This window comes from Sphingopyxis sp. GW247-27LB, from assembly GCF_002277025.1.
GTDB lineage: Bacteria > Pseudomonadota > Alphaproteobacteria > Sphingomonadales > Sphingomonadaceae > Sphingopyxis.
Window position 1 is genome coordinate 495,766 of the sequence record NZ_NIWD01000009.1, and the last position, 20,528, is coordinate 516,293.

General features: G+C 67.3%; 23 protein-coding genes. 15 read left to right on the forward strand and 8 right to left on the reverse strand.

What is annotated here, in order from left to right; genetic code table 11:
* Nucleotides 1-35 precede the first annotated feature (35 nt).
* The gene (locus CD928_RS14810; RefSeq protein ID WP_095387845.1) at nucleotides 36-281 is read left to right on the forward strand and encodes a hypothetical protein; all 246 of its coding nucleotides are present in this window, start codon (nucleotides 36-38) and stop codon (nucleotides 279-281) included.
* Between the two features lie 17 nt (nucleotides 282-298).
* Nucleotides 299-1,621, forward strand: coding sequence for a L,D-transpeptidase family protein (locus CD928_RS14815; RefSeq protein WP_176473595.1), 1,323 nt, complete (start codon nucleotides 299-301; stop codon nucleotides 1,619-1,621).
* A gap of 25 nt (nucleotides 1,622-1,646) precedes the next feature.
* On the opposite strand, the gene CD928_RS14820 is transcribed toward CD928_RS14815, so the two are convergent.
* Nucleotides 1,647-2,132, reverse strand: coding sequence for an Lrp/AsnC family transcriptional regulator (locus tag CD928_RS14820; RefSeq protein WP_095387846.1), 486 nt, complete (start codon nucleotides 2,130-2,132; stop codon nucleotides 1,647-1,649).
* Between the two features lie 135 nt (nucleotides 2,133-2,267).
* On the opposite strand from CD928_RS14820, the gene CD928_RS23425 reads away from it, so the two are divergent.
* Nucleotides 2,268-2,423: a hypothetical protein gene (locus CD928_RS23425; protein WP_176473596.1), complete on the forward strand. Its 156-nt coding sequence runs from the start codon at nucleotides 2,268-2,270 to the stop codon at nucleotides 2,421-2,423.
* A 9-nt stretch (nucleotides 2,424-2,432) separates the two neighbouring features.
* Here the strand turns inward: CD928_RS23425 and CD928_RS14825 are convergent, their stop codons facing one another.
* Both CD928_RS14825 and CD928_RS14830 read right to left on the reverse strand, forming a co-directional pair.
* Nucleotides 2,433-3,395 carry a patatin-like phospholipase family protein gene (locus CD928_RS14825; protein ID WP_095387847.1) on the reverse strand — a complete coding sequence of 321 codons (963 nt, stop codon included), beginning with the start codon at nucleotides 3,393-3,395 and terminating at the stop codon, nucleotides 2,433-2,435.
* Nucleotides 3,396-3,666: 271 nt separating this feature from the next.
* The gene (locus tag CD928_RS14830; RefSeq protein ID WP_095387848.1) at nucleotides 3,667-4,029 is read right to left on the reverse strand and encodes a response regulator; all 363 of its coding nucleotides are present in this window, start codon (nucleotides 4,027-4,029) and stop codon (nucleotides 3,667-3,669) included.
* 90 nt (nucleotides 4,030-4,119) lie between these two features.
* On the opposite strand from CD928_RS14830, the gene CD928_RS14835 reads away from it, so the two are divergent.
* From CD928_RS14835 to CD928_RS14850, 4 genes are read left to right on the forward strand one after another with little or no spacing between them, the layout of a single operon-like run.
* Nucleotides 4,120-4,392 (forward strand): DUF3572 domain-containing protein, encoded by a 273-nt coding sequence (locus tag CD928_RS14835; protein WP_095387849.1) that lies wholly within the window; start codon nucleotides 4,120-4,122, stop codon nucleotides 4,390-4,392.
* Nucleotides 4,389-5,030 (forward strand): hypothetical protein, encoded by a 642-nt coding sequence (locus CD928_RS14840; RefSeq protein WP_095387850.1) that lies wholly within the window; start codon nucleotides 4,389-4,391, stop codon nucleotides 5,028-5,030. Before CD928_RS14835 ends, CD928_RS14840 begins: the two co-directional genes overlap by 4 nt.
* Before the next feature lie 10 nt (nucleotides 5,031-5,040).
* Complete coding sequence (locus CD928_RS14845; RefSeq protein ID WP_095387851.1) at nucleotides 5,041-5,505, forward strand: RidA family protein; 465 nt, start codon at nucleotides 5,041-5,043, stop codon at nucleotides 5,503-5,505.
* Between the two features lie 6 nt (nucleotides 5,506-5,511).
* Nucleotides 5,512-6,660: a GNAT family N-acetyltransferase gene (locus CD928_RS14850; protein ID WP_095387852.1), complete on the forward strand. Its 1,149-nt coding sequence runs from the start codon at nucleotides 5,512-5,514 to the stop codon at nucleotides 6,658-6,660.
* On the opposite strand, the gene CD928_RS14855 is transcribed toward CD928_RS14850, so the two are convergent.
* Together CD928_RS14855 and panC are read right to left on the reverse strand one after the other, a co-directional pair.
* Entirely contained in the window at nucleotides 6,657-6,971 is a 315-nt protein-coding gene (locus CD928_RS14855; RefSeq protein ID WP_095387853.1) for a sel1 repeat family protein, read from the reverse strand. The genes CD928_RS14850 and CD928_RS14855 overlap by 4 nt on opposite strands.
* Nucleotides 6,972-7,231: 260 nt before the next feature.
* Nucleotides 7,232-8,071: a pantoate--beta-alanine ligase gene (panC, locus tag CD928_RS14860; protein WP_095387854.1), complete on the reverse strand. Its 840-nt coding sequence runs from the start codon at nucleotides 8,069-8,071 to the stop codon at nucleotides 7,232-7,234.
* Between the two features lie 84 nt (nucleotides 8,072-8,155).
* Between panC and CD928_RS14865 the strand changes: the two genes are divergently transcribed.
* From CD928_RS14865 to CD928_RS14895, 7 genes are all read left to right on the forward strand, one after another.
* The gene (locus CD928_RS14865; RefSeq protein ID WP_095387855.1) at nucleotides 8,156-8,965 is read left to right on the forward strand and encodes a division plane positioning ATPase MipZ; all 810 of its coding nucleotides are present in this window, start codon (nucleotides 8,156-8,158) and stop codon (nucleotides 8,963-8,965) included.
* Nucleotides 8,966-8,992: 27 nt separating this feature from the next.
* A complete protein-coding gene (gene pgmG, locus CD928_RS14870; protein ID WP_095387856.1) occupies nucleotides 8,993-10,375 on the forward strand; it encodes a phosphoglucomutase/phosphomannomutase PgmG in 1,383 nt (460 codons plus the stop codon).
* Between the two features lie 184 nt (nucleotides 10,376-10,559).
* Entirely contained in the window at nucleotides 10,560-11,372 is an 813-nt protein-coding gene (lptB, locus tag CD928_RS14875; protein WP_095387857.1) for an LPS export ABC transporter ATP-binding protein, read from the forward strand.
* A gap of 14 nt (nucleotides 11,373-11,386) precedes the next feature.
* Nucleotides 11,387-12,841, forward strand: a complete 1,455-nt coding sequence (gene rpoN / locus CD928_RS14880) for an RNA polymerase factor sigma-54 (RefSeq protein WP_095387858.1) — start codon at nucleotides 11,387-11,389, stop codon at nucleotides 12,839-12,841.
* Nucleotides 12,842-12,911: 70 nt separating this feature from the next.
* Nucleotides 12,912-13,952, forward strand: a complete 1,041-nt coding sequence (gene galE / locus CD928_RS14885; RefSeq protein ID WP_095387859.1) for a UDP-glucose 4-epimerase GalE — start codon at nucleotides 12,912-12,914, stop codon at nucleotides 13,950-13,952.
* Nucleotides 13,953-14,120: 168 nt separating this feature from the next.
* A complete protein-coding gene (gene ykgO, locus CD928_RS14890) occupies nucleotides 14,121-14,246 on the forward strand; it encodes a type B 50S ribosomal protein L36 (protein WP_003046794.1) in 126 nt (41 codons plus the stop codon).
* Nucleotides 14,247-14,343: 97 nt separating this feature from the next.
* Complete coding sequence (locus CD928_RS14895; protein WP_095387860.1) at nucleotides 14,344-14,955, forward strand: HAD family hydrolase; 612 nt, start codon at nucleotides 14,344-14,346, stop codon at nucleotides 14,953-14,955.
* Here CD928_RS14895 and CD928_RS14900 read toward each other — a convergent pair.
* From CD928_RS14900 to CD928_RS14905, 3 genes are all read right to left on the reverse strand, one after another.
* Entirely contained in the window at nucleotides 14,940-15,911 is a 972-nt protein-coding gene (locus CD928_RS14900; protein WP_141237162.1) for a S41 family peptidase, read from the reverse strand. The genes CD928_RS14895 and CD928_RS14900 overlap by 16 nt on opposite strands.
* Entirely contained in the window at nucleotides 15,908-16,369 is a 462-nt protein-coding gene (locus tag CD928_RS23060) for a MarR family winged helix-turn-helix transcriptional regulator (protein WP_141237163.1), read from the reverse strand. The genes CD928_RS14900 and CD928_RS23060 overlap by 4 nt, the downstream gene beginning before the upstream one ends.
* Nucleotides 16,370-16,442: 73 nt before the next feature.
* Nucleotides 16,443-18,605, reverse strand: a complete 2,163-nt coding sequence (locus CD928_RS14905) for a S9 family peptidase (protein WP_095388081.1) — start codon at nucleotides 18,603-18,605, stop codon at nucleotides 16,443-16,445.
* An 82-nt stretch (nucleotides 18,606-18,687) separates the two neighbouring features.
* Between CD928_RS14905 and CD928_RS14910 the strand changes: the two genes are divergently transcribed.
* Nucleotides 18,688-20,526, forward strand: coding sequence for an aminopeptidase P family protein (locus tag CD928_RS14910; protein ID WP_095387862.1), 1,839 nt, complete (start codon nucleotides 18,688-18,690; stop codon nucleotides 20,524-20,526).
* The last annotated feature ends 2 nt before the right edge of the window (nucleotides 20,527-20,528 follow it).

The window sequence follows — 20,528 nt, forward strand, 5'->3', positions numbered from 1 at the left end:
TCTTTTGCACGGGTCATAAGCCAAGGGAGTGATCGATGCGTTTCCAACCTCTCATGCTGGCAGGCGCGACCGCGCTGCTGCTCGCAGCCTGCTCGAACAAGGAAGAAGTCGCCGCTGCTCCGCCCCCGCCCCCCGGCGCGGTTCCCGGCAGCGTCGCCGCCGATCGCGACGGCGACGGCATCATCGACGGCTATTACACCGCCGACGGCATCTATCATCCGAACGCGCCGATGGCGCCGCCCCCGCCCCCGCCGCCGACCCAGGTCGGAGAGAGGGGCTGAGCCCCCATGTTTCGGGGATGCGGCGCCGCTGCATCCCCCTATTCCTGATCCTCGCCGCAGCAGCACCGGGCTTCGCCCTCCCCGCTCCGGCCTTCGCCGCCGACCGATCCTCCGCATCGCGCACCACCGTCCCCATCGACGACGCGGTCGCGCTGCTCTTGCGCGAGGAAGCGGGCGGCGACCTCAAGCGCTTCTATGCCGCGCGCGGCTATCGTCCGCTGTGGGTTCGCGCGGGCAAGATCGGCGCGCCCGCCCAGAGCCTGCTCGGCTGGCTCGATTCGGCGCGGCTCGACGGGCTCAAACCCGCGTCCTACGAACCCGACCGGCTGCGCGCGCGGCTCGCGGCGGCGAGGGGCGGCGACGCGGCGGCGCTGGCGCGTGCCGAACTCGACCTGTCGAAGGCCTTCGCCGCCTATGTCCGCGACCAGCGCCGCGCGCGCGACGTCGACATGATCTGGGCCGACAAATCGCTCAAGCCCAAGCGCCCCGACGCCGAGGCAGTGCTTCGCGCGGCCTCCTTTCCCAAGGATTTCGGGGCCTATATGAAGGGCATGGCGTGGATGAGCGAACATTATGTCCGCCTCCGCCGCCTCGTCGGCCAGGCGCGCGAATCGGGCGCGTCGAAGGCGGCGCTCGACCGGCTCGCGCTCAACCTCGACCGCGCGCGCGTCCTTCCCGGCCCCTGGACGCACCATATCGTCGTCGATGCTTCGTCGGGGCAGCTCTATTATTATGGCGACGGCCAGCGCGAAGGGTCGATGCGCGTCGTCGTCGGCGCGCGCGAGACGCAGACGCCGATGCTTGCCGGCAATATCCAGTGGGCGATCCTCAACCCCTATTGGAACGTCCCCGACTATCTCGCCGAACGCAGCATCGCGCCCAAGATACTCGCCGGGCGCAGCCTCAAATCGCTGCATATGGAGGCGCTGTCCGACTGGGGGCCGAACCCGCGCAAGCTCGACCCCGCGGAAATCGACTGGCAGGCGGTGGCGGCGGGGAAGCAGCTGCTGCGCCTGCGCGAGCTGCCGGGCAGCCATAATTCGATGGGCAAGGTCAAATTCCTCTTCCCCAACAAGGAAGGCATCTACCTCCACGATACCCCCGACCGCGCGCTGCTCAAGAAGGACGACCGCCATTTCAGCAATGGCTGCATCCGCCTCGAGAAAGCGTCCGAACTCGGCCGCTGGCTGTTCCAGCGCCCGCTGCGTGCGAAGAGCGGCGCCCCCGAACAGGCGGTCCCCCTGCCCGCCGAAGTGCCGGTCTACCTCACCTATTTCACCGCCGTCGCAGTAAAGGGCGGGGTGGCGTTCCGCGACGATGTTTATGGGCGCGACGGGTAGAGAGTAGGTCCGTTCCTGATCGCCCCTAACGGTCGCGCAGCGGACGCCGCGCGACGTCGTTCTCGATGATGTTGCTGATCGCGATCAGCGTCGTGAACGAATGGATGCCCTTGTCCTCGCCCAGCGCGCGGCGGGTGAAGGCGTCATATTCCTCCATCGTGGCGACCTGGACCCGCAGCAGGAAATCATCCTCGCCGGTGACGTCCCACGCGCCGGTCACCTCGGGATGATGCACGATCGCGCGCGCGAAGCCGTCCATCGCCTGCGGCCCGGCCTGTTGCATCTGGACGAGGACGTGCATGGTCAGCGCCGAACCGGTGAGCACCGGGTTCACCACCGCGATATCGGCGACGATGACCTTCTCTTCGCGCAGCCGCCTGAGCCGGCGTAGCACCGCCGATACCGACAGCCCGACCTTCTCCGCCAGCACCCGCGCGGGCTGAAGATTATCCTCGCGCACCAACTCCAGCAGTCGGCGGTCGAATCGGTCCAGATCGATCATTTTTCGCATAAAATTCTCTGTAATGCGAAAATTGGTCGCAGACACAGTGAATTTAGGCGCCAATAGCCGCCGGTGCGGACGTAGAAGAGAGGTGTCCGGGCCGTCCCTCTCCCATCCTGCGGCTCGGACGGCAGGAGACAGATAATGACCCATCGCCCCGCCAACTGGCTCAGCCGCGTCTGGACCACCGTCACCGAAAGCTCGGCCGCAGCGGTCGCCATCCACTATGCCGCGCCGTGGAACCCGCCCGCGGTTCCCCCGCGTCGGGCCGAGTCGCGCCGCGGCGCCTGCGCGGCTTGATCGCGACGATCAACTGAGCAGCGGTTCGAGCGCATCCCATTCATGCTCGACCGCGCGGCGGCCCGCGTCGATCGCGGCGCGGATCTTCGCGGGGTCGAATTCCAGCGTTTCCGAATATTCTTCCTCGGGCTCGATGATCCGGATCGGCGCGAAGCGATAGCGGGCGATCTGGACATCGAGCGGCCGGAGAATGCGCGCGGCCTGCGCGCCGCCGATGCCCTCGGACTGGAGCGCGCGAAGCTGCGCTTCGCGCGCCGCGATCAGATCGTTGATCAGCGCGGCGCCGGCGAGGTCGTTGGCCGACACCTCGGATTGCAGGATATCGACCGCGCGCAGCCCGATCTTGATCAGATTGCCGTAAGTACGGACCCGTCCCGGCTGCGGCGCGGGCGAAGCGCGCACCGCGATCACGCCGCGCGGGTTCATCTCCAGCGCGGCGCTTAGCGGCGTCACGTCGCGCACCCCGCCGTCGACCCATTGTTCCTCGGTCCCGTCGCGCGCGCGGGTCTTCAGGGGATCGAAGAACAGCGGCATCGCGCAGCTCGCATAGACCCAATTGTGGATGCCGGGCACGCTCTCGTCGATGCTGCGATAGGTGCCGGTGCCGAGGTTGACGACGCCGAGCAGCAGCTTGCGCCCGCTCGCCGCGAGCTTGTCCTCGTCGGCGAAGCCCTTGAGCAGGCGCTTCAATGGCGCGGCGTCGTAGATCGCATCCTCGCCGAGGATGCCGCCGACGACGCCGAGCGGCCGCTCCTTGTAGATCGAACCATTGCCCTTGATGCCGAGCCACGCGTCGAGCAGGCCGGGCACATCGTCCTGCGCGACCCCCAATGCCTGAATCGCGCCGGTCGAAACGCCGGCGACGATATCGATGCGGACGCCGCGGTTGACGACGAGTTCGTGGACGACCCCGACCTGAAACGCGCCCTTGGCGCCGCCGCCGCTCAGCACGATCGCAAGACCGCCCGCCATGCCTGCTCTCCTTCGGAAGCGCGCAGTTTACAGCATGTCCGGGCGGGTGCGAAGGGGTGGGTGTTCTTATCGGCGCTGCGTCCGTTTTGGGGTGGTTTGAGCCATTCCCCTCCCTTTCAGGGAGGGGTTAGGGGTGGGTGCGCGAGCGGAGCGAGCCCGCAAAAGAACGCCGCCTTCGGCGGCTACCCACCCCCAGCCCCTCCCTAGAAGGGAGGGGAGAAGGTATGGCCGCAACCGGTCGCTTCCGGACCTACGCCATCATCTTCGCCCCTCAGGCGAACACCCCCACGCTCTCGATGAACTTGATCACCGAAATCGGCTTCGAGACATAGGCCTCGGCCCCCGCAGCGCGGATCTGTTCCTCGTCGCCCTTCCCCGCATAGGCGGTGACCGCCATGATCGGCACGGGTTTCAGCGCGGGATCGGCCTTCATCTGGCCGATCAGCTCGAGCCCGCTGACGTGCGGCAGCTGGATGTCCATGATGATGAGGTCGGGCGACACTTCGCGCGCCTTCGCCAGCGCGTCGCGGCCGTCGCGTACCGGGTGCGCGCTATAGCCATGGGCATTCAGAAGGTCGCAGAACAGGCGGAGGTTGAGTTCATTGTCCTCGACCACCAATATGGTCTTGCCCATGATTTTGGCTTTCCCCGCTTGCGTCCGCGGCCCGTTTAGGCGAATCGGCCGCATGACACAATTGCCTCGCGACCAAGGGGATTTTCGGACGTGAATGACGGCGATGAAGCGCTGGCGCTCCACGCGCTCGGCTGGATATTGGCCGACGAGCCGCGCGCCGAACGGCTGCTCGGCATGACCGGCCTGACGCCGGAGGGCCTGCGCGCCTCGCTCGGGCAGCGGGCGACGCTGGGCGCGGTCCTGTCGTTTCTGGCCGCGCACGAGCCCGACCTTGTCGCCTGCGCGGCGGCACTCGATAGGGAGCCCGAGACACTTGCGGCCGCGGCGCGCCGCCTCGAAGGACTGGAAGGACAAGACGCATGACCCGCCCGCTCGTCATCACCGATTGCGACGAGGTGCTGATGCACATGGTCGTGCCCTTCGCGAAATGGGTCGACGAGGCGCATGGCGTGCTGTTCCGCATGGAGGATGCGAGCTTCGCCGGCGCGTTGAAGCGCAAGGAGTGCGGCACGCCTCTGGAAGCGGCCGAGGTCTGGCCGCTGCTCGACGGTTTCTTCCGCACCGAAATGGCGCGCCAAACGCCCATCCCCGGCGCGATGGCGGCGATGGCGGCGATCGGTGCCGAGGCCGATATCGTCGTTCTCACCAACGTCGGCCCCGACCATCAGGTCGCGCGCGGCGCGCAGCTGGCCGCGCTCGGGTTCGGCGCGCCGGTGATCGGCAGCCGCGGCGGCAAGGGCGAACCGGTGCGTCGCCTGCTCGACGAGCGGCAGCCAAGCGTCGCCGTCTTCATCGACGACCTCGCCGGTCATCATGCGTCGGTCGCGGCCGAAGCGCCCGAGGTGTGGCGCCTGCACATGGTCGGCGAGCCCGCGATCGCCGACAAGATCACTCCCTCCCCCCACGCGCACGCGCGGATCGATAATTGGGCCGCGGCGCAGGACTGGATCCTCGCGCGGCTCGCCGAAAACATTCCGGCCCCGGGCCCCGAACTGGTATAAAGGATATTCCATGGACATTGCCGCCAAACTCGCCGACCTCGGCCTCGAACTTCCCAGGCCCGCCGCGCCGGTCGCCGCCTATGTGCCCGTCGTCGAGCATGGCGGACTGCTCCACATCAGCGGACAATTGCCGTTTCGCGACGGACAGGTCGTGACCGGCCGGCTCGGCGACGATACCGACGTCGCGAGCGGCTACGATGCCGCGCGCCGCTGCGCCTTGATGCTGGTCGCCCAGGTCGGGCAGGCGCTGGGCGGCGACTGGTCGCGGGTCGAGCGCATCGTGAAGCTGGGCGTGTTCGTGAACAGCGCCCCGAATTTCACCGACCAGGCGAAGGTCGCCAACGGCGCGTCGGAGCTGTTCGAAGCCTTGTTCGGCGAAGCGGGCCGCCATGCGCGCGCGGCCGTCGGCGTCGCGGTGCTGCCGCTCGGCGCCGCGGTCGAGGCCGACGCGATCGTCGCGGTGAAGCCCGCCTAGGATCCGATGGCCGAAGCCGACCCGCCCGCCCGTACCATCTCGCTCGGCACCGGAGTCGCCGCGGTCGAGGCGGCGGCGTGGGACGCGCTGGCGGGCGGCTTCAACCCTTTCGTCGGCCATGATTTCCTCTCGCTCCTCGAGGAGTCGGGCAGCGTCGGGCCGGGCACCGGCTGGCAGGCGGCACCGCTGCTGATCGAGGATGCGGCCGGAACGCTGGTCGCCGCCGCGCCCGCCTATCTCAAGTCGCACAGCCAGGGCGAATATGTCTTCGACCACGCCTGGGCCGATGCGTGGGAACGTGCGGGCGGTGCTTATTATCCGAAGCTGCAGATCGCGGCGCCTTTCACGCCCGTGCCGGGCCCGCGGCTGCTCGCGCAGAATGAGGACGACGCGCGGCTGCTGATCCGCGCCGCCGAAGCCGTGGTGCGGCAGAACGAGCTGTCCTCGGCGCACGCGACCTTCGTCGCGCCCGAGCAGATGCCGCTGTTCGAGGCGGCGGGCTGGCTGGTGCGCCGCGACGTCCAGTTCCATTTCGCCAACCGGGGTTATGCGAGCTTCGACGATTTCCTCGCCACATTGACCTCAGCCAAGCGCAAGCAGCTTCGCAAGGAACGCGCGCGGGCGGTGCAGGGCCTGCGGATCGAGGAGGTGACCGGCGGCGCGATCGAGCCCGCGCATTGGGATGCGATGTGGGCCTTCTATCAGGATACGGGCGCGCGCAAATGGGGGCATCCCTATCTGACGCGCGCGGCATTCGACCTGATGGGCGCGCGAATGGCGGATCGCATCATCCTGGTTTTCGCCTATGCGGGCGAGGAGCCGATTGCGGGGGCGATGCACTTCCTCGGCGCCGACACGCTTTACGGTCGCTATTGGGGCTGCCTTTCCGACATCCCCTATCTGCATTTCGAGCTTTGCTATTATCGCGCGATCGATATCGCGATCGCGCGCGGCCTATCGCGCGTCGAGGCGGGCGCGCAGGGTGGGCACAAGCTCGCGCGCGGCTATGGCCCGGTCGCGACCTGGTCGGCGCATTTCATCGCCGATCCGGGCTTCCGCCGCGCGGTGTCCGACTTTCTGGAGCGCGAGCGCGCGGCCGAGGAGCAGGAGCTCGAATGGCTGGAAGGGCATATGCCCTTTCGGCGGAAGGATTAGGCCGCGAAGCGCCGCGCCGCGGGCCGCCGGGCGGTCTCGTCGAGCCAGGCGCGCGCCTGGCGCTGCGCCTCGGCGATCTCGTCGCGGCTCATTTCGTCCGACAGGTCGGCGCGGCATTGCTGCCCCTCGACGCTGCCGCCGAGCGCGGCGAGGTTGAACCATTTATGCGCCTGGATCAGGTCGACATCGACACCGCCGGTGCCGGTCGAAAAGGCTATGCCGAGATCGAAATAGGCATTGGCGTCGCCGCGCGCCGCGTCGAGCAGCCGGCTTTCGATCAGATATTGGGCAGACTTCAGACTGTTCGCCATGATAACCCCCTTTGCTTCCCCCCACAGGAAGCTTCGCCCCCAACCTTGCGGTTCATGGTCAACAAAGCGTTAACGATGGGGTGAATTTTTTGGGGATATCGCAGGGAGCTGTCGGAAATCGGCCATTTCCTGCCGCGTCATTGCGAGCCCTTCGACTGCCTTGCAGGCGCTCAGGATGAACTACGCGAAGCAATCCAGGGGCGGTTTGCGCGCATTCCGGATTGCCGCGCGGCTTCGCAGCTCGCAATGACGGGGTTGTCTTACCCCACCGCCAGATTGTCGATCAGCCGCGTTTTTCCCATCCGCGCCGCGGCGAGCAGGCGCGCGGGCTGCCTGAGCACCGTCAATCGTTCGAGACTGTTCGCGTCGGCGAGCGCGACATAATCGACGCTGTCGAAGCCCCCGGCAACGATCGCCGCCTTGGCCTCGGCGAGCGCCTCCGCAACATCGGCGCCGCTCGCGATCGCCGCCGCCGCCGCCTTCAGCGCCTTGGGGAAGGCCGCTGCCGCGGCGCGCTGCTCTTTCGTCAGATAGGCATTGCGCGACGACAGCGCGAGGCCGTCGGCGTCGCGCGCGATCGGCGCGCCCAATATGTCGAGCCCGAAATCGAGATCGCGCGCCATGCGGCGGATGATCGCGAGCTGCTGCCAGTCCTTTTCGCCGAAGAGGGCGATGTCGGGGCGGACCTGGTTGAGCAGCTTGGCGACGACCGTCGCGACGCCGTCGAAATGGCCGGGCCGCGCCGCGCCGCAATAATCGGCGCCGAGTTCGGCGACCTCGATATGCGTGCTATGGCCCTCGGGATACATGACCGATACGTCTGGCGCCCAGAGCAGCGCCGCCTTTTCCTCGACCAGCAGCGCGGCGTCGCGCGCCTCGTCGCGTGGATAGGCGGCGAAATCCTCGTTCGGGCCGAATTGCGTCGGATTGACGAAGATCGACACGACGACATGGTCGGCGACGCGGCGCGCCATCCGCACCAGCGACAGATGCCCATCGTGCAGCGCGCCCATCGTCGGGACCAGCGCGACGCTTTTTCCGCCCTGCTTCAGTGCCGAAACGGCACGGTGAAGCGTGGCGATATCACGGATGATTTGCACCCTTGCCCGCCCTCCGATATTGGCGGCGCCTATACGCCACCGATGCGGTTGCCATGCCGCGCCAACAGGAAAATCGCAACGGTCATGACGACGCCCGCACCGCACCGCATCATCTTTGCCAATGAAAAGGGCGGGACGGGCAAATCGACCTGCGCCGTGCATTTCGCGGTCGCGCTGACCAGTCTCGGCTGGCGCGTCGCGGGGATCGACCTCGACCCGCGCCAGCGCACCTTCCACCGCTATCTCGAAAATCGCGAGAATACCGCGAAGCGCCGCGGCATCGAGCTTCCGACGCCCCTGTTCGAGGTGTTCGAGGGATCGACGATCGAGGAACTCGACGCCCAGGTCGCGCGGCTCGCCGAGGGGGCCGACTATTTCGTTGCCGACACGCCGGGGCGCGACGATATCTTCGCGCGCCACCTCGCGACCAGCGCCGATACGCTGGTCACCCCGATCAACGACAGCTTCATCGACTTCGACCTGATCGGTCAGGTCGACCCCGAGACCTTCCAGGTCACCCGCCCCAGCTTCTATTCCGAGCTGATCTGGGACACGCGCAAGGCGCGGGCGAAGAGCGACGGGCGGACGATCGACTGGATCATCCTCAGGAACCGTCTCCAGCATGTCGACGCGCACAATATGCGCCGCGTCGGCGAGGCGCTGAACCAGCTGTCGCGCCGCGTCGGTTTCCGCGTCATCCCGGGGCTCGGCGAGCGCGTCATCTATCGCGAACTCTTCCCGGCCGGGCTGACCTTGCTCGACAAGGCGCATCTCGGCGGCATGGGCATCGGCCATGTCGTCGCGCGGCAGGAACTGCGCGAAGCGATGGGGGGATTGAACCTTCCAGCGCGCGAGCGGTTGCACCCGGACGGGGATTTGTTCGCCGCCGCCTGACCCGTCGATTTCGCAGGAGCGCCCGCCATGACCCATGTTTTCCATCCGACCCTGCTGCGCGAATATGACATTCGCGGCGTCGTTGGCGACACGCTGTCGGCGGCGGATGCGCGCGCGATCGGGCGCAGCTTCGGCACGCTGATCGCCCGTGCGGGGGGCAAGCGGGTCGCGGTCGGTTACGACGGGCGCCTGTCGTCGCCGATGCTCGAGGCGGCGGTGGTCGAGGGGCTCAACGCCGCGGGCGTCGATGCGCTGCGCGTCGGGCTGGGGCCGACGCCGATGCTCTATTATGCGGCGTCAACCGAAGAGGTGGACGGCGGCATACAGGTAACCGGCAGCCACAATCCCCCCGACTATAACGGCTTCAAGATGGTGTTTGAGGGGCGTCCCTTCTTCGGCGCCGACATTCAGCGGATCGGCGAACTCGCCGCCGCGGGCGACTGGGAAAGCGGCGACGGCACGGCGCAAAGCATCGACATCGTCGACGCCTATGTCGACCGGCTGGTCGAGGGTTTCGCCGGCGGCGCCTTCCGTATCGGTTGGGACGCGGGCAACGGCGCCGCGGGCACCGTCATCGAAAAGCTCGCGGCGCGCCTGCCGGGCGAGCATCATCTTCTCTTCACCCAAATCGACGGCCATTTTCCGAACCACCATCCCGATCCGACGGTCGAGGCGAATCTGGCCGACCTTCGGAAGCTCGTCGCCGAGAAGAGCCTCGATTTCGGCGTCGCTTTCGATGGAGACGGCGACCGCATCGGCGCGATCGACGGCGAGGGCCGGGTGATCTGGGGCGACCAGCTCCTCCAGATATACGCCGCGGCGGTGCTGAAGGAGATGCCCGGCGCGACGGTCATCGCCGATGTGAAGGCGAGCCAGGCGCTGTTCGACCGCGTCGCCGAACTCGGCGGCAAACCGCTGATGTGGAAGACCGGGCATAGCCTGATCAAGGCGAAGATGAAGGAAACCGGCAGTCCGCTCGCGGGCGAGATGAGCGGGCATATCTTCTTCGCCGACCGCTATTACGGCTATGACGACGCGCCTTATGCCGCGGTGCGGCTGATCGAGGCCGCGACTAAGCTCGGCAAGAGCGTCACGACCTTGCGCGGCGATATGGCGCCGATGGTCAACACGCCCGAGCTGCGTTTCCAGGTCGACGAGGCGCGCAAGTTTGCCATTGTGGACGAGGTTCTGGATCGTCTCGCCGCGTCGGGGGCGACGGTCGACCGCACCGACGGCGCGCGCGTCCGCACCGAGGACGGCTGGTGGCTGCTCCGCGCCTCGAACACCCAGGACGTGCTCGTCGCCCGTGCCGAGGCGAAAGACGAGGCCGCCCTCGCCCGCCTCGTCGCCGCGATCGACGATCAACTCGCCCGGTCGGGCGTCGCCCGCGGAGAGTCGGTGGGGCATTGATTCTCCCCTCCCTGAAAGGGAGGGGTCGGGGGTGGGTGTGCGGCCAAGGAAGAACGCCTGCGGCGACCCACCCCCAGCCCCTCCCTTTCAGGGAGGGGAGCTCCTGCAAAAATCTTGCCAGATTGACCTGCGCGCCGCGCCTGGGGTAACGCCCCAACGGGGCTAGAACGGATCCAAGCTGAGCATGACCGACGAATCCACTGTGGCGACGCTTTCCGAAGGCGATCACGGCGTTGCCGAGCACACCGCGCATGTCCAGCAGGACGCCGCAGCGGGCAATGGGCTCGCGGTGGTGTCGATCGCCAAAAGCTACGACAAGCGTACCGTCCTTTCCGACGTGTCGCTGTCGGTCGGCAAGGGCGAGGTCGTCGGGCTGCTCGGCCCCAACGGCGCGGGCAAAACGACCTGCTTCTATTCGATCATGGGGCTGGTGAAGCCCGACGCCGGGCGCATCATGCTCGACGGTGCCGATATCACGGCGCTTCCCATGTACCGACGCGCGATCCTCGGCCTCGGTTATCTGCCGCAGGAAACCTCGATCTTTCGCGGCATGACGGTCGAGCAGAATATCTCCGCGGTGCTCGAACTCGCCGAGCCCGACAAGGTCGCGCGCGAGCGCCGCCTCGACGAGCTGCTCGAGGAATTCGGCCTCACCCGGCTGCGCAGCGCCGCCGCGATGGCGCTGTCGGGGGGCGAACGGCGCCGCGCCGAAATCGCCCGAGCGCTCGCCGCCAACCCGTCGATCATGCTGCTCGACGAACCCTTCGCGGGGATCGACCCGATCTCGATCAGCGACATCCGCGATCTCGTTGCGGACCTCAAGACGCGCGGCATCGGGGTGCTGATCACCGACCATAATGTCCGCGAGACATTGGACCTCGTCGACCGCGCCTGCATCATCTACGACGGCAAGGTGCTGCTCGCCGGGTCGCCCGCCGAGCTCGTCGCCGATCCCGAGGTGCGCCGGCTCTACCTCGGCGAGGGCTTTTCGCTTTGACCGCTTGAGGCGCGATGGCACTCGGTCCCCGCCTCGATTTACGCCAGTCGCAATCGCTGGTGATGACGCCGCAGTTGCAGCAGGCGATCAAGCTGCTCGCGCTGTCGAACCTCGAACTCGAAGCCTATCTGGCCGAAGCGCTCGAAGGCAATCCGCTGCTCGACACCGCCTCGGCCGACGAGAGCGGCGGCGCCGACGAGCCCGGCGAGGAGCCGCCCGCGTCCGCGGCCGAGGCGCCCGACACCGACCAGGCGCTCGCCTCCGATGCGGGGACCGCCGACGATCTCGACGTCGACTTCGCCGAGGAACGCTTCCATCACGACAGCGCGAGCGACAGCGTCGGCCTGTCGGGGACGGGCGAGGACATCGATTTCGACAGCTTCGCCGAGGCCGAGGGCACGCTCTACGACCATCTGCTCGCGCAGGTGGGCGAGCGTTTCTCGGGGCTCGAGGCGATGCTCGCCGAACAGATCGTCGCGCTGATCGACGAGGCGGGCTATCTGCGCGCCGACCTTGCCGATCTGGCGCAGCGGCTCGGCGTCCCGCTCGCGCTGGTCGAGGCGGTGCTGGCGGGCGTCCAGAGCTTCGATCCGTCGGGCGTCGGCGCGCGCGACCTTGCCGAATGCATCGCGATCCAGGCGCGCGAGGCCGATCGCTACGACCCCGCGATGGCGACGATGATCGCGCATCTCGATCTCGTCGCCAAGGGCGCCTTCCCGCAATTGAAGCGCATCTGCGGGGTCGACGACGAGGATCTCGCCGACATGATCCGCGAGCTGCGCGGATATGACCCGAAGCCCGGCCTCAAATTCGGCGGCGACCGGGCGCAGGCGGTCGTTCCCGACCTCTACATTCGCCAGACCGCGAAGGGCTGGGCGGTCGAGGTCAACAGCGGCACCCTGCCCCGCCTGCTCGTCAACCGCCGCTACTATGCCGAACTCGCCAAGGGCGCGGCGGCGAAGAGCAAGGCGTGGCTGTCCGAACAGCTCGCGGGCGCCAACTGGCTCGTCCGCGCGCTCGACCAGCGCCAGCGCACGATCGTCAAGGTCGCGAGCGAGATCGTCAAGCAGCAGGAAGGTTTCTTTCTCTACGGCGTCGCGCATATGCGGCCGCTGACGCTGCGCCAGGTCGCCGAGGCGATCGGGATGCACGAATCGACCGTCAGCCGCGTCACCAGCAACAAATATCTCAGCTGCGCGCGCGGATTGTTCGAGCTCAAATATTTCTTCTCGAGTGGGATTTCCGCGACCGACGGCGACGGCGCGGTGTCGGCCGAGGCGGTGAAGAGCCGCATCCGGGCGCTGATCGACGCCGAGGACGCCAAGGCGATCCTTTCCGACGAAACGATCGCCCAGAAACTCGCCGCCGAGGGCCACGACATCGCGCGGCGCACCGTGGTCAAATATCGCGAGGCGATGGGCTATGGCTCGTCGGTCCAGCGCCGCCGACAAAAGGCGCTGGCGGGGTAAAGCCCCTCCCCCGCTAACCAATCTCTAACCACTCTCGGGCTAGCTTTTCGGCCAAAGGAGCCGAAAGCCCGTGACCTCTGCCTCCCGCCCGACCAACCCGCAGTCCGTCCGTCCCTTCACCGTGCTCGTCACCGGGGGCGCAGGCTATATCGGCAGCCATGCGGTGCTCGCGCTGCTCGATGCGGGGTGGCGCGTCGCGGTGCTCGACAATCTCGTCACCGGCTTCCGCTGGGCGGTGCCCGCCGCGGCGGCCTTCTACGAAGGCGACATCGCCGACGCGGCGCTCGTCAGCCGCGTCGTCGCCAAGCACGACATCGGCGCGATCCTCCATTTCGCGGGGTCGGTGGTGGTGCCCGAATCGGTCGCCAATCCGCTCAAATATTACGACAACAACAGCGCGCGCAGCCGGACGCTGATCGACAGCGCGGTGCACAGCGGGGTGCGCCACTTCATCTTCTCCTCGACCGCCGCCACCTATGGAATTCCCGAGGTGGTTCCGGTGCGCGAGGACGCGCCGCAGCGGCCGATCAATCCCTATGGCATGTCGAAGCTGATGACCGAGGCGATGCTCGCCGACGTCGCGGCGGCGCATGATTTCAACTATTGCGCGCTGCGCTATTTCAACGTCGCGGGGGCCGATCCGCAGGCGCGCAGCGGTCAGTCGACCGCCGGCGCGACGCATCTGATCAAGGTCGCGGTCGAGGCGGCGCTGGGCAAGCGCGGCCATGTCGACGTCTTCGGCACCGACTTCGCGACCGCGGACGGCACCGGCGTGCGCGACTATATCCACGTCAGCGACCTCGCCGCCGCGCATCTGCTCGCGCTCGAGGCGCTGATCGCCGATCCCGACACCAGCCACCGCCTCAACTGCGGCTATGGCCGCGGCTTTTCGGTGCTCGAGGTGCTCGACGCGGTCGACCGTGCGACGAATCGCAGGATCGATCGGCATATGGGCGCGCGGCGCGCGGGCGACCCCGACGCGCTGGTCGCCGACAATGCTGCGATTCGCGCCGCATTCGGCTGGACGCCGCGCTATGCTGATCGCGACACGATCGTCGCGCACGCGCTCGCTTGGGAACGCGCGCTCGAAGGGCGGCGTTTGGCAGCTTGACCGTCGCCCCTGCGAAGGCAGGGGCTGCCATCGGCCTTGCGCGATCTCTCCAGCGGCCCCTGCCTTCGCAGGGGCGACGATTTACCCTTCCACCCGGTTGACTTTTCGCCCGCTTCCCCATAGGTGCGCCGCTTCGCGTGCAACGCTGAAAATTTACGGACAAGAACAATGAAGATTCGCAACAGCCTGAAGTCGCTGAAGGACCGCCACCGGGACAATCGCGTGATCCGCCGCCGGGGCCGGACCTATGTGATCAACAAGACCAACCGCCGCTTCAAGGCGCGCCAGGGCTGATGGCCCTGCCGGGGCGTTCCCGCCCCGTGCGTGCAGTGCAGGTCAGCGTGACGCCGTCGGATGCTTCCGGCGGCGCTTTCGCGTGTCTGGAGGGTGCATGATTCGGCAAGCCGTGATCTTCGACGTCGGCCGCGTCCTCTTCGACTGGGATTTGCGCTATCTGTTCGCCAAGCTGATCGCCGACAAGGATCGGCTCGAATGGTTCGTGACCCATGTCGTCACGCCGCAATGGCATTTCCAGCACGACGCCGGCCGGCCGCTCGCCGACATGCTCCCCGAGCTCAAGGCCGAATTTCCCGATCACGCGCCGCTGATCGACGCCTATGCCGCGCGCTTCAACGAGACCATCCCCGGCCCGGTGCCGGGCAGCCTCGAACTGGTCGAGCGCCTCGACGCCGCGGGCGTGCCGCTGTTCGCGATCACCAACTTCGGCCATGAATTCTGGGAAGGCTTCCGCCCGACCCAGCCGGTCTTCGACCGCTTCCAGGATATCATCGTCTCGGGCACCGAGAAGCTGATGAAGCCCGACCCCGCGATCTATGCCCTCGCGATCGAGCGCTTCGGCATCGATCCCGCGGGCGCGCTGTTCATCGACGACAATGCCGCCAATGTCGCGGGCGCCGAGGCGGCCGGGATTGCGGCGCATCGGTTCGAGGATGCGGCAGGGCTGGAAGCCGAACTGGTTTCGCGGGACTATTTGCCGGGCTGAGCGGCGATCGCGGCGCGGGCGAGCGCGATCGCCTTATCCAGCGCCTGCTCGGGAGGCACGGCGACGTCGGGAGTCACTCCCACCCCTTGCCAATTGGTACCGGTGATCGGATTGACCGAGCGCTTTTCGGGCAAGCTCAGGGCGAAATGCGGATGGACGCGGCGATATTCGAACGGGTTGGCGCCGCCGCCGCTCACCGCGCCGACGATCGTCGCGCGCTTCAGCGCCTGCAGGTCATAGGCGAGCGCTTCGGCCGCCGAGAAGGTGCGCGGGCCGATCAGCACATAGAGCGGCTTGGTGTCGCCGAAGCGCCGCCCCGGAACCCACATGGGCGACGCGCGCGGCGCCAGCGTATCGGTCGGGCGATCATAGACACCGCTGAGTGGTGAGCCCGGGGGCAACAGATGGCCGAGAATCAGGTCGAGCGTTTCCATCCCGCCGCCATTGTTCCGCAGGTCGATGATCAGCGCATCGCCCTGCGCCGCGACAGTCATCATCGCGCTGATCACGTCCCCCGCAAGCGCGGGTGGCGGAAAGACGCGGAGGTCGATGAGCATGATGTTGCCGTCGAGCCTCTCTATCTTTTCGACGCCATGGTTCAGATGCGCGCCGTAGAAGCGTTCGACCTCCTCGGCCGTGAAGGCTTCGTCGCCGCCTTCGGCGGGGATGATCCGGGCGCTGTAATCGAGTGCGAGATGGCCATCGCCCGATTCCTGCCGCAGCCAGGCGGTGAGAGTGTCGGCGAGGGCGGGACCGTCGGTTATTGCCTGCCACCTGGATTCCGCCTTGCGCAGCGCGTCGGCCAGTTCGGTGCCTTTGCGGGGATCGACGTAGCGCGTTTCGAGCAGGGTGGCGACGGCGTCGAGCGTCGCGGCCCGGTCGGCGGCGGTGATCGGCTGAGCGCTGGCGGGAACCGACAGGATCAAGAGGAAGAGCGTCGCGAGCAGGCGTTTCACGGGTTCAGCTCCTTGGCAATCAAGGCATGAAAGGATTCGCGATCGAGACTGGCGAGCGCAGCGTCGATGGTGGTCGCGAGCGGCGCCGGCAAGGTGGAGTCGAGCGCGTCGGCGGCGCGGGCGATGGCATCCCAGATGGACTGCAACGCGGGCATCCTGTCGCGCGCCGCCGTCGTCAACGCGTATCGGTGTTCGCGCCGGTCCTCGCCCGGCACGACCTCGACCCATCCCGAGCGTGCCATCAATTGCAGCGTTTGCGTCGCGGCCGGCTGGGTGAAGCCCAGCTCGGTGGCGCATTCGCCGACCGACGCCGATTCGCGGCGCATCAGGAGCTGGAAATAGGGGAAGAAGCGTGGGCGAAATTCCAGTCCCGCATCCCGGTAAGCGCGCTCGACCGCGTCGTCGAGCGCGGCGATCAGCAGGCGCAGGCGGGTTCCGAGACCGGCGGGGCGAATCATATATAAGGGCTTATATAATAGAAGTGCCGCACACAACCCCTTTGAAGGAACAGTGCCTCCGCTTGCGGGAAGCCTAGTCTTCCACCCCGAGCTGCGTCAGCACGAAGGCATATTCCTCGGCATCCTCGTGGAGCGCGCCCCAGCGGCCTGATTTTCCGGCGTGGCCCGCGCCCATGTTGGTGCGGAGCAGCAGCAGCGAATCGTTGGTGCGGACGTTACGAAGCTTCGCGACCCATTTGGCGGGCTCCCAATAGGTGACGCGCGGGTCGTTGAGCCCGGCCGACACCAGCATCGGCGGATAGGCCTTCGCGGCCACATTGTCGTAGGGGCTGTAGCTCAGCATATAGTCGAACGCCGCCTTGTCGGTGATCGGGTTGCCCCATTCGGGCCATTCGCCCGGCGTCAGCGGCAGCGTCTCGTCGACCATGGTGTTGATCACGTCGACGAAGGGCACCCCCGCGAGCACCGCGCCCCAGAGTTCGGGCGCTTCGTTGTACACGACCCCCATCACCTGCCCGCCCGCCGAACGACCCTCGATCGAGATCCGGCCCGCGCGCGTATAGCCCTTGGCGATCAGCCCCTTCGCGACGTCGATGAAATCGTCGAACGTGTTCTGGCGCTCGGTCGTCTTGCCCGCGAGATACCAGGCGCGCCCCATGTCGTCGCCGCCGCGGACATGCGCGATTCCATAGATCATCCCGCGATCGACGAGGCTGAGGCGCGTCGTCGAAAAGCCCGGCGCGACCCGATAGCCATAAGACCCATAGGCATAAAGGTGCATCGGCGCGCTGCCGTCGCGCTTCGTTCCCTTGCGGTAGACGAGCGAGGCGGGAATCATCGTCTTGCCGTCGCGGCTCGGAAGATTGACCCATTCGGTTATATATTGCGACGCATCATAACCTGATGGGATTTCCTGGACTTTGAGCGTCTCGAGCGTCCCTGTCGCCACGTCATAATCGTAGACGGTGTCGGGGGTGATCATCGATTCATAGTCGAGCCGGAGCTTGTCCTGATGATATTCGGGATTATCGCCAAGCCCCGCCACATAGGTCGCTTCGGGGAACCGGATCCGGCCGGGGGTCAGCGGCGCGTCGTAGCGGCGGACATCGACCTGGTCGAGCCCGTCCTCGCGCGTTTCGAGCACGAAATAGTCGCGGAAGATCGCAAGATCGGTGATGTAGCTGTGATCCGACCCGGGGATCAGCGTCGTCCATTCGCCCGGCGCCGCGAGGCTCGCGGTCGCGACGCGGAAATTCGGATGGTCGTCGTTGGTCAGGATGTAGAGCGTGCCCTCGCGCTCGTCGACGCTATACTCGCGGCCCTTCCGGCGCGCCGACACGAGCTGCATCTTCGCCTCGGGGTCGCCCGCGGGGAGCAGATAGACCTCGCTCGTCTCGTTATCGCCGGTCGCGATGACGATGTAATTGTCCGCCGCGGTCTTGCCGATCCCGACGCCGAAGCCGATGTCGGGCTCCTTGTAGAGCAATTTATCCTCGGCGACCGGTGTACCCAGCCGGTGCAGCCGGACATTGTCGGTGCGCCAATTCTCGTTGGCGAGACCGTAGAGGATCGCGTCGTTGCCCGCGGTCCAGACGAGCGACGACAGCGTGCCGGGGATGACGTCGGGAAGCGCCGCGCCGGTCGTCAGATCCTTGAAGCGCACCTCGAAGCGTTCGGAGCCATTGTCGTCGACCGCATAGGCCATCAGCCGCCCGTCGGGGCTGATCGAGACGTCGGACAGGCGGAAATACTCCTTGCCCTCGGCCATCGCGACCTCGTCGAGGATCAGCGCCGATTCGCCCGCGCCCGACGCGGGCTTGCGGTACCATTTCTTATATTCGGCGCCTTCCTCAAATTCGACCCAATAGAGCCAGTCGCCGTCTTTCTGCGGCACGCTCGCGTCGGCCTCCTTGATGCGACCTTTCATTTCCTGGAACAGCGTTTCGACCAGCTTCGCGTGCGGCTTCATCGCCGCGTCGAAATAGGCGTTTTCTTGCCTGACATAGTCGAGGATGTCGGCGTCATCGACCTCTGGATAGCCGGGATCGCGCAGCCAGTGCCACGGATCGGACAGCGTCCGGCCGTGCAGCGTCACCTGGTGCGGGCGCTGGTCGGCGACGGGGGCAGGGGGCAGGGCAGGGGCTTGTTCGGTCAAATCGGCGTCTTTCTCTTGCTTTTCTTGGGCCAAAAGCGGGGGCGATGCGACAAGCGGGGTGGCAATTGCCGCCAGAAACATCCAAATGAGGCGCATGGAAAACTCCCGCGGCGCCGCCCCCGGTGGGCAGGATCGCCCGCGATGTAGGAACAAGGAACGCCGCATGTCTMCCCCCCGGCCCAGCACCAGCCCCGCCGATCGCCTCACCCGCCTGCGTGCCGAATTGAAGGCGCGCGGCCTCGACGGGTTCGTCGTGCCGATCAGCGACGAGCATATGAGCGAATATGTCGGCGATTATGCGCAGCGCATGGCGTGGCTCACCGGTTTCGGCGGCTCGGCGGGGACCGCGGCGGTGCTGCCCCAAAAGGCGGCGGTGTTCGTCGACGGCCGCTATACGGTGCAGGTCCGCGCCCAGGTCGATGGCAGCCTCTACGATTATGTCGGGGTGCCGCAGTCGAGCGTCGCCGAATGGCTCGGCGCCAACGTCAGCGCCGGGCAGAAGATCGGCTACGATCCCTGGCTGCACGGCATCGACTGGGCGCGCTGGCTCGAAAAGGCGCTCGCCGCCAAGGGCGCCGAACTGGTCGCGGTAGCCAGCAATCCGATCGACGCGGTGTGGGACGGCCAGCCGGCGCCGAGCGATGCGCCGGTCACCGTGTACGACACGGCGCTCGCGGGACAGGCGGCGGCCGACAAGCGCGCCGTCGTCGCCGACTGGCTGAAGGCGAGGGGGCTCGACACGACGGTGATGACCGCGCTCGATTCGATCGCCTGGACCTTCAACATCCGCGGGTCGGACGTCACGCACACGCCGGTCGGGCTCGCCTTCGCGCTGCTGAATGCCGATGCGACCGCCGACCTGTTCATCGCGCCCGAGAAGGTCACCGACGCGGTGCGCGCGCACCTGGGCAACAGCGTCCGGATCCACGATCGCGACGCGTTCGAGGCGGCGCTCGCCGGCCTTTCGGGCAAGAAGGTCGCGGTCGATCCCGACCGCGCGGTCGCGGCGATCTTCACCGCGCTCGAAGCTGCCGGGGCGAAGATCGAGCGCCACCGCGACCCGGCGGTGCTGCCCAAGGCGATCAAGAACGCCACCGAGCTCGATGGCACCCGCGCCGCGCATGTCCGCGACGGCGTCGCCGTCGCGCGCTTCCTCAAATGGATGGCGGAGGTCGCACCGCAGGGCGGCCTCGACGAACTCGGCGCCGCGGCGAAGCTGCGCGCCTTCCGCGATCAGAGCGGCGCGCTCGTCGACCTCTCGTTCGATACCATCTCGGCCGCCGGCCCCAACGGCGCGCTGCCGCATTACAAGGTCGACGAAACCACCAACCGCGCCATCGAAACCGGCACGCTCTATCTCGTCGATTCGGGCGGGCAATATGCCGACGGCACGACCGACATCACGCGCACCATCGCGATCGGCACGCCGAGCGCCGAGATGCGCCGCCGCTTCACCCAGGTGCTGAAGGGCCATATCGCGCTCGCGACCGCGCGCTTCCCCAGGGGCACGCGGGGCAGCCAGCTCGACATTCTCGCGCGGCAATATCTGTGGGCCGACGGGGTCGATTATGCGCATGGCACCGGCCATGGCGTCGGCGCCTATCTGGCGGTCCACGAAGGGCCGCAGCGTATCGCCAAGCCCTCGGGCGGGCAGGCGGGGACCGAGGAGCCGCTGCACGCGGGGATGATCCTGTCGAACGAGCCCGGCTATTACAAGGCGGGCGCCTTCGGCATCCGGATCGAGAATCTGGTCGTCGTCGTCCCGCAGGCCATCGCCGACGCCGAGGAGGAGATGCTGGGGTTTGAGACGATCACCTTCGCGCCGATCGCGCGCGATCTCGTCGATACCGCGCTGCTTTCGCCCGCCGAGGCCGACTGGCTCGACACCTATCACGCCGCGGTGCTCGAAAAGCTCGCGCCGGGGATGAGCGGCGCGGATCGCGACTGGCTCGAAGCGGCATGCGCGCCGCTCGACCGCGCTCCCGCCGCGCTCGCCGCCTGACG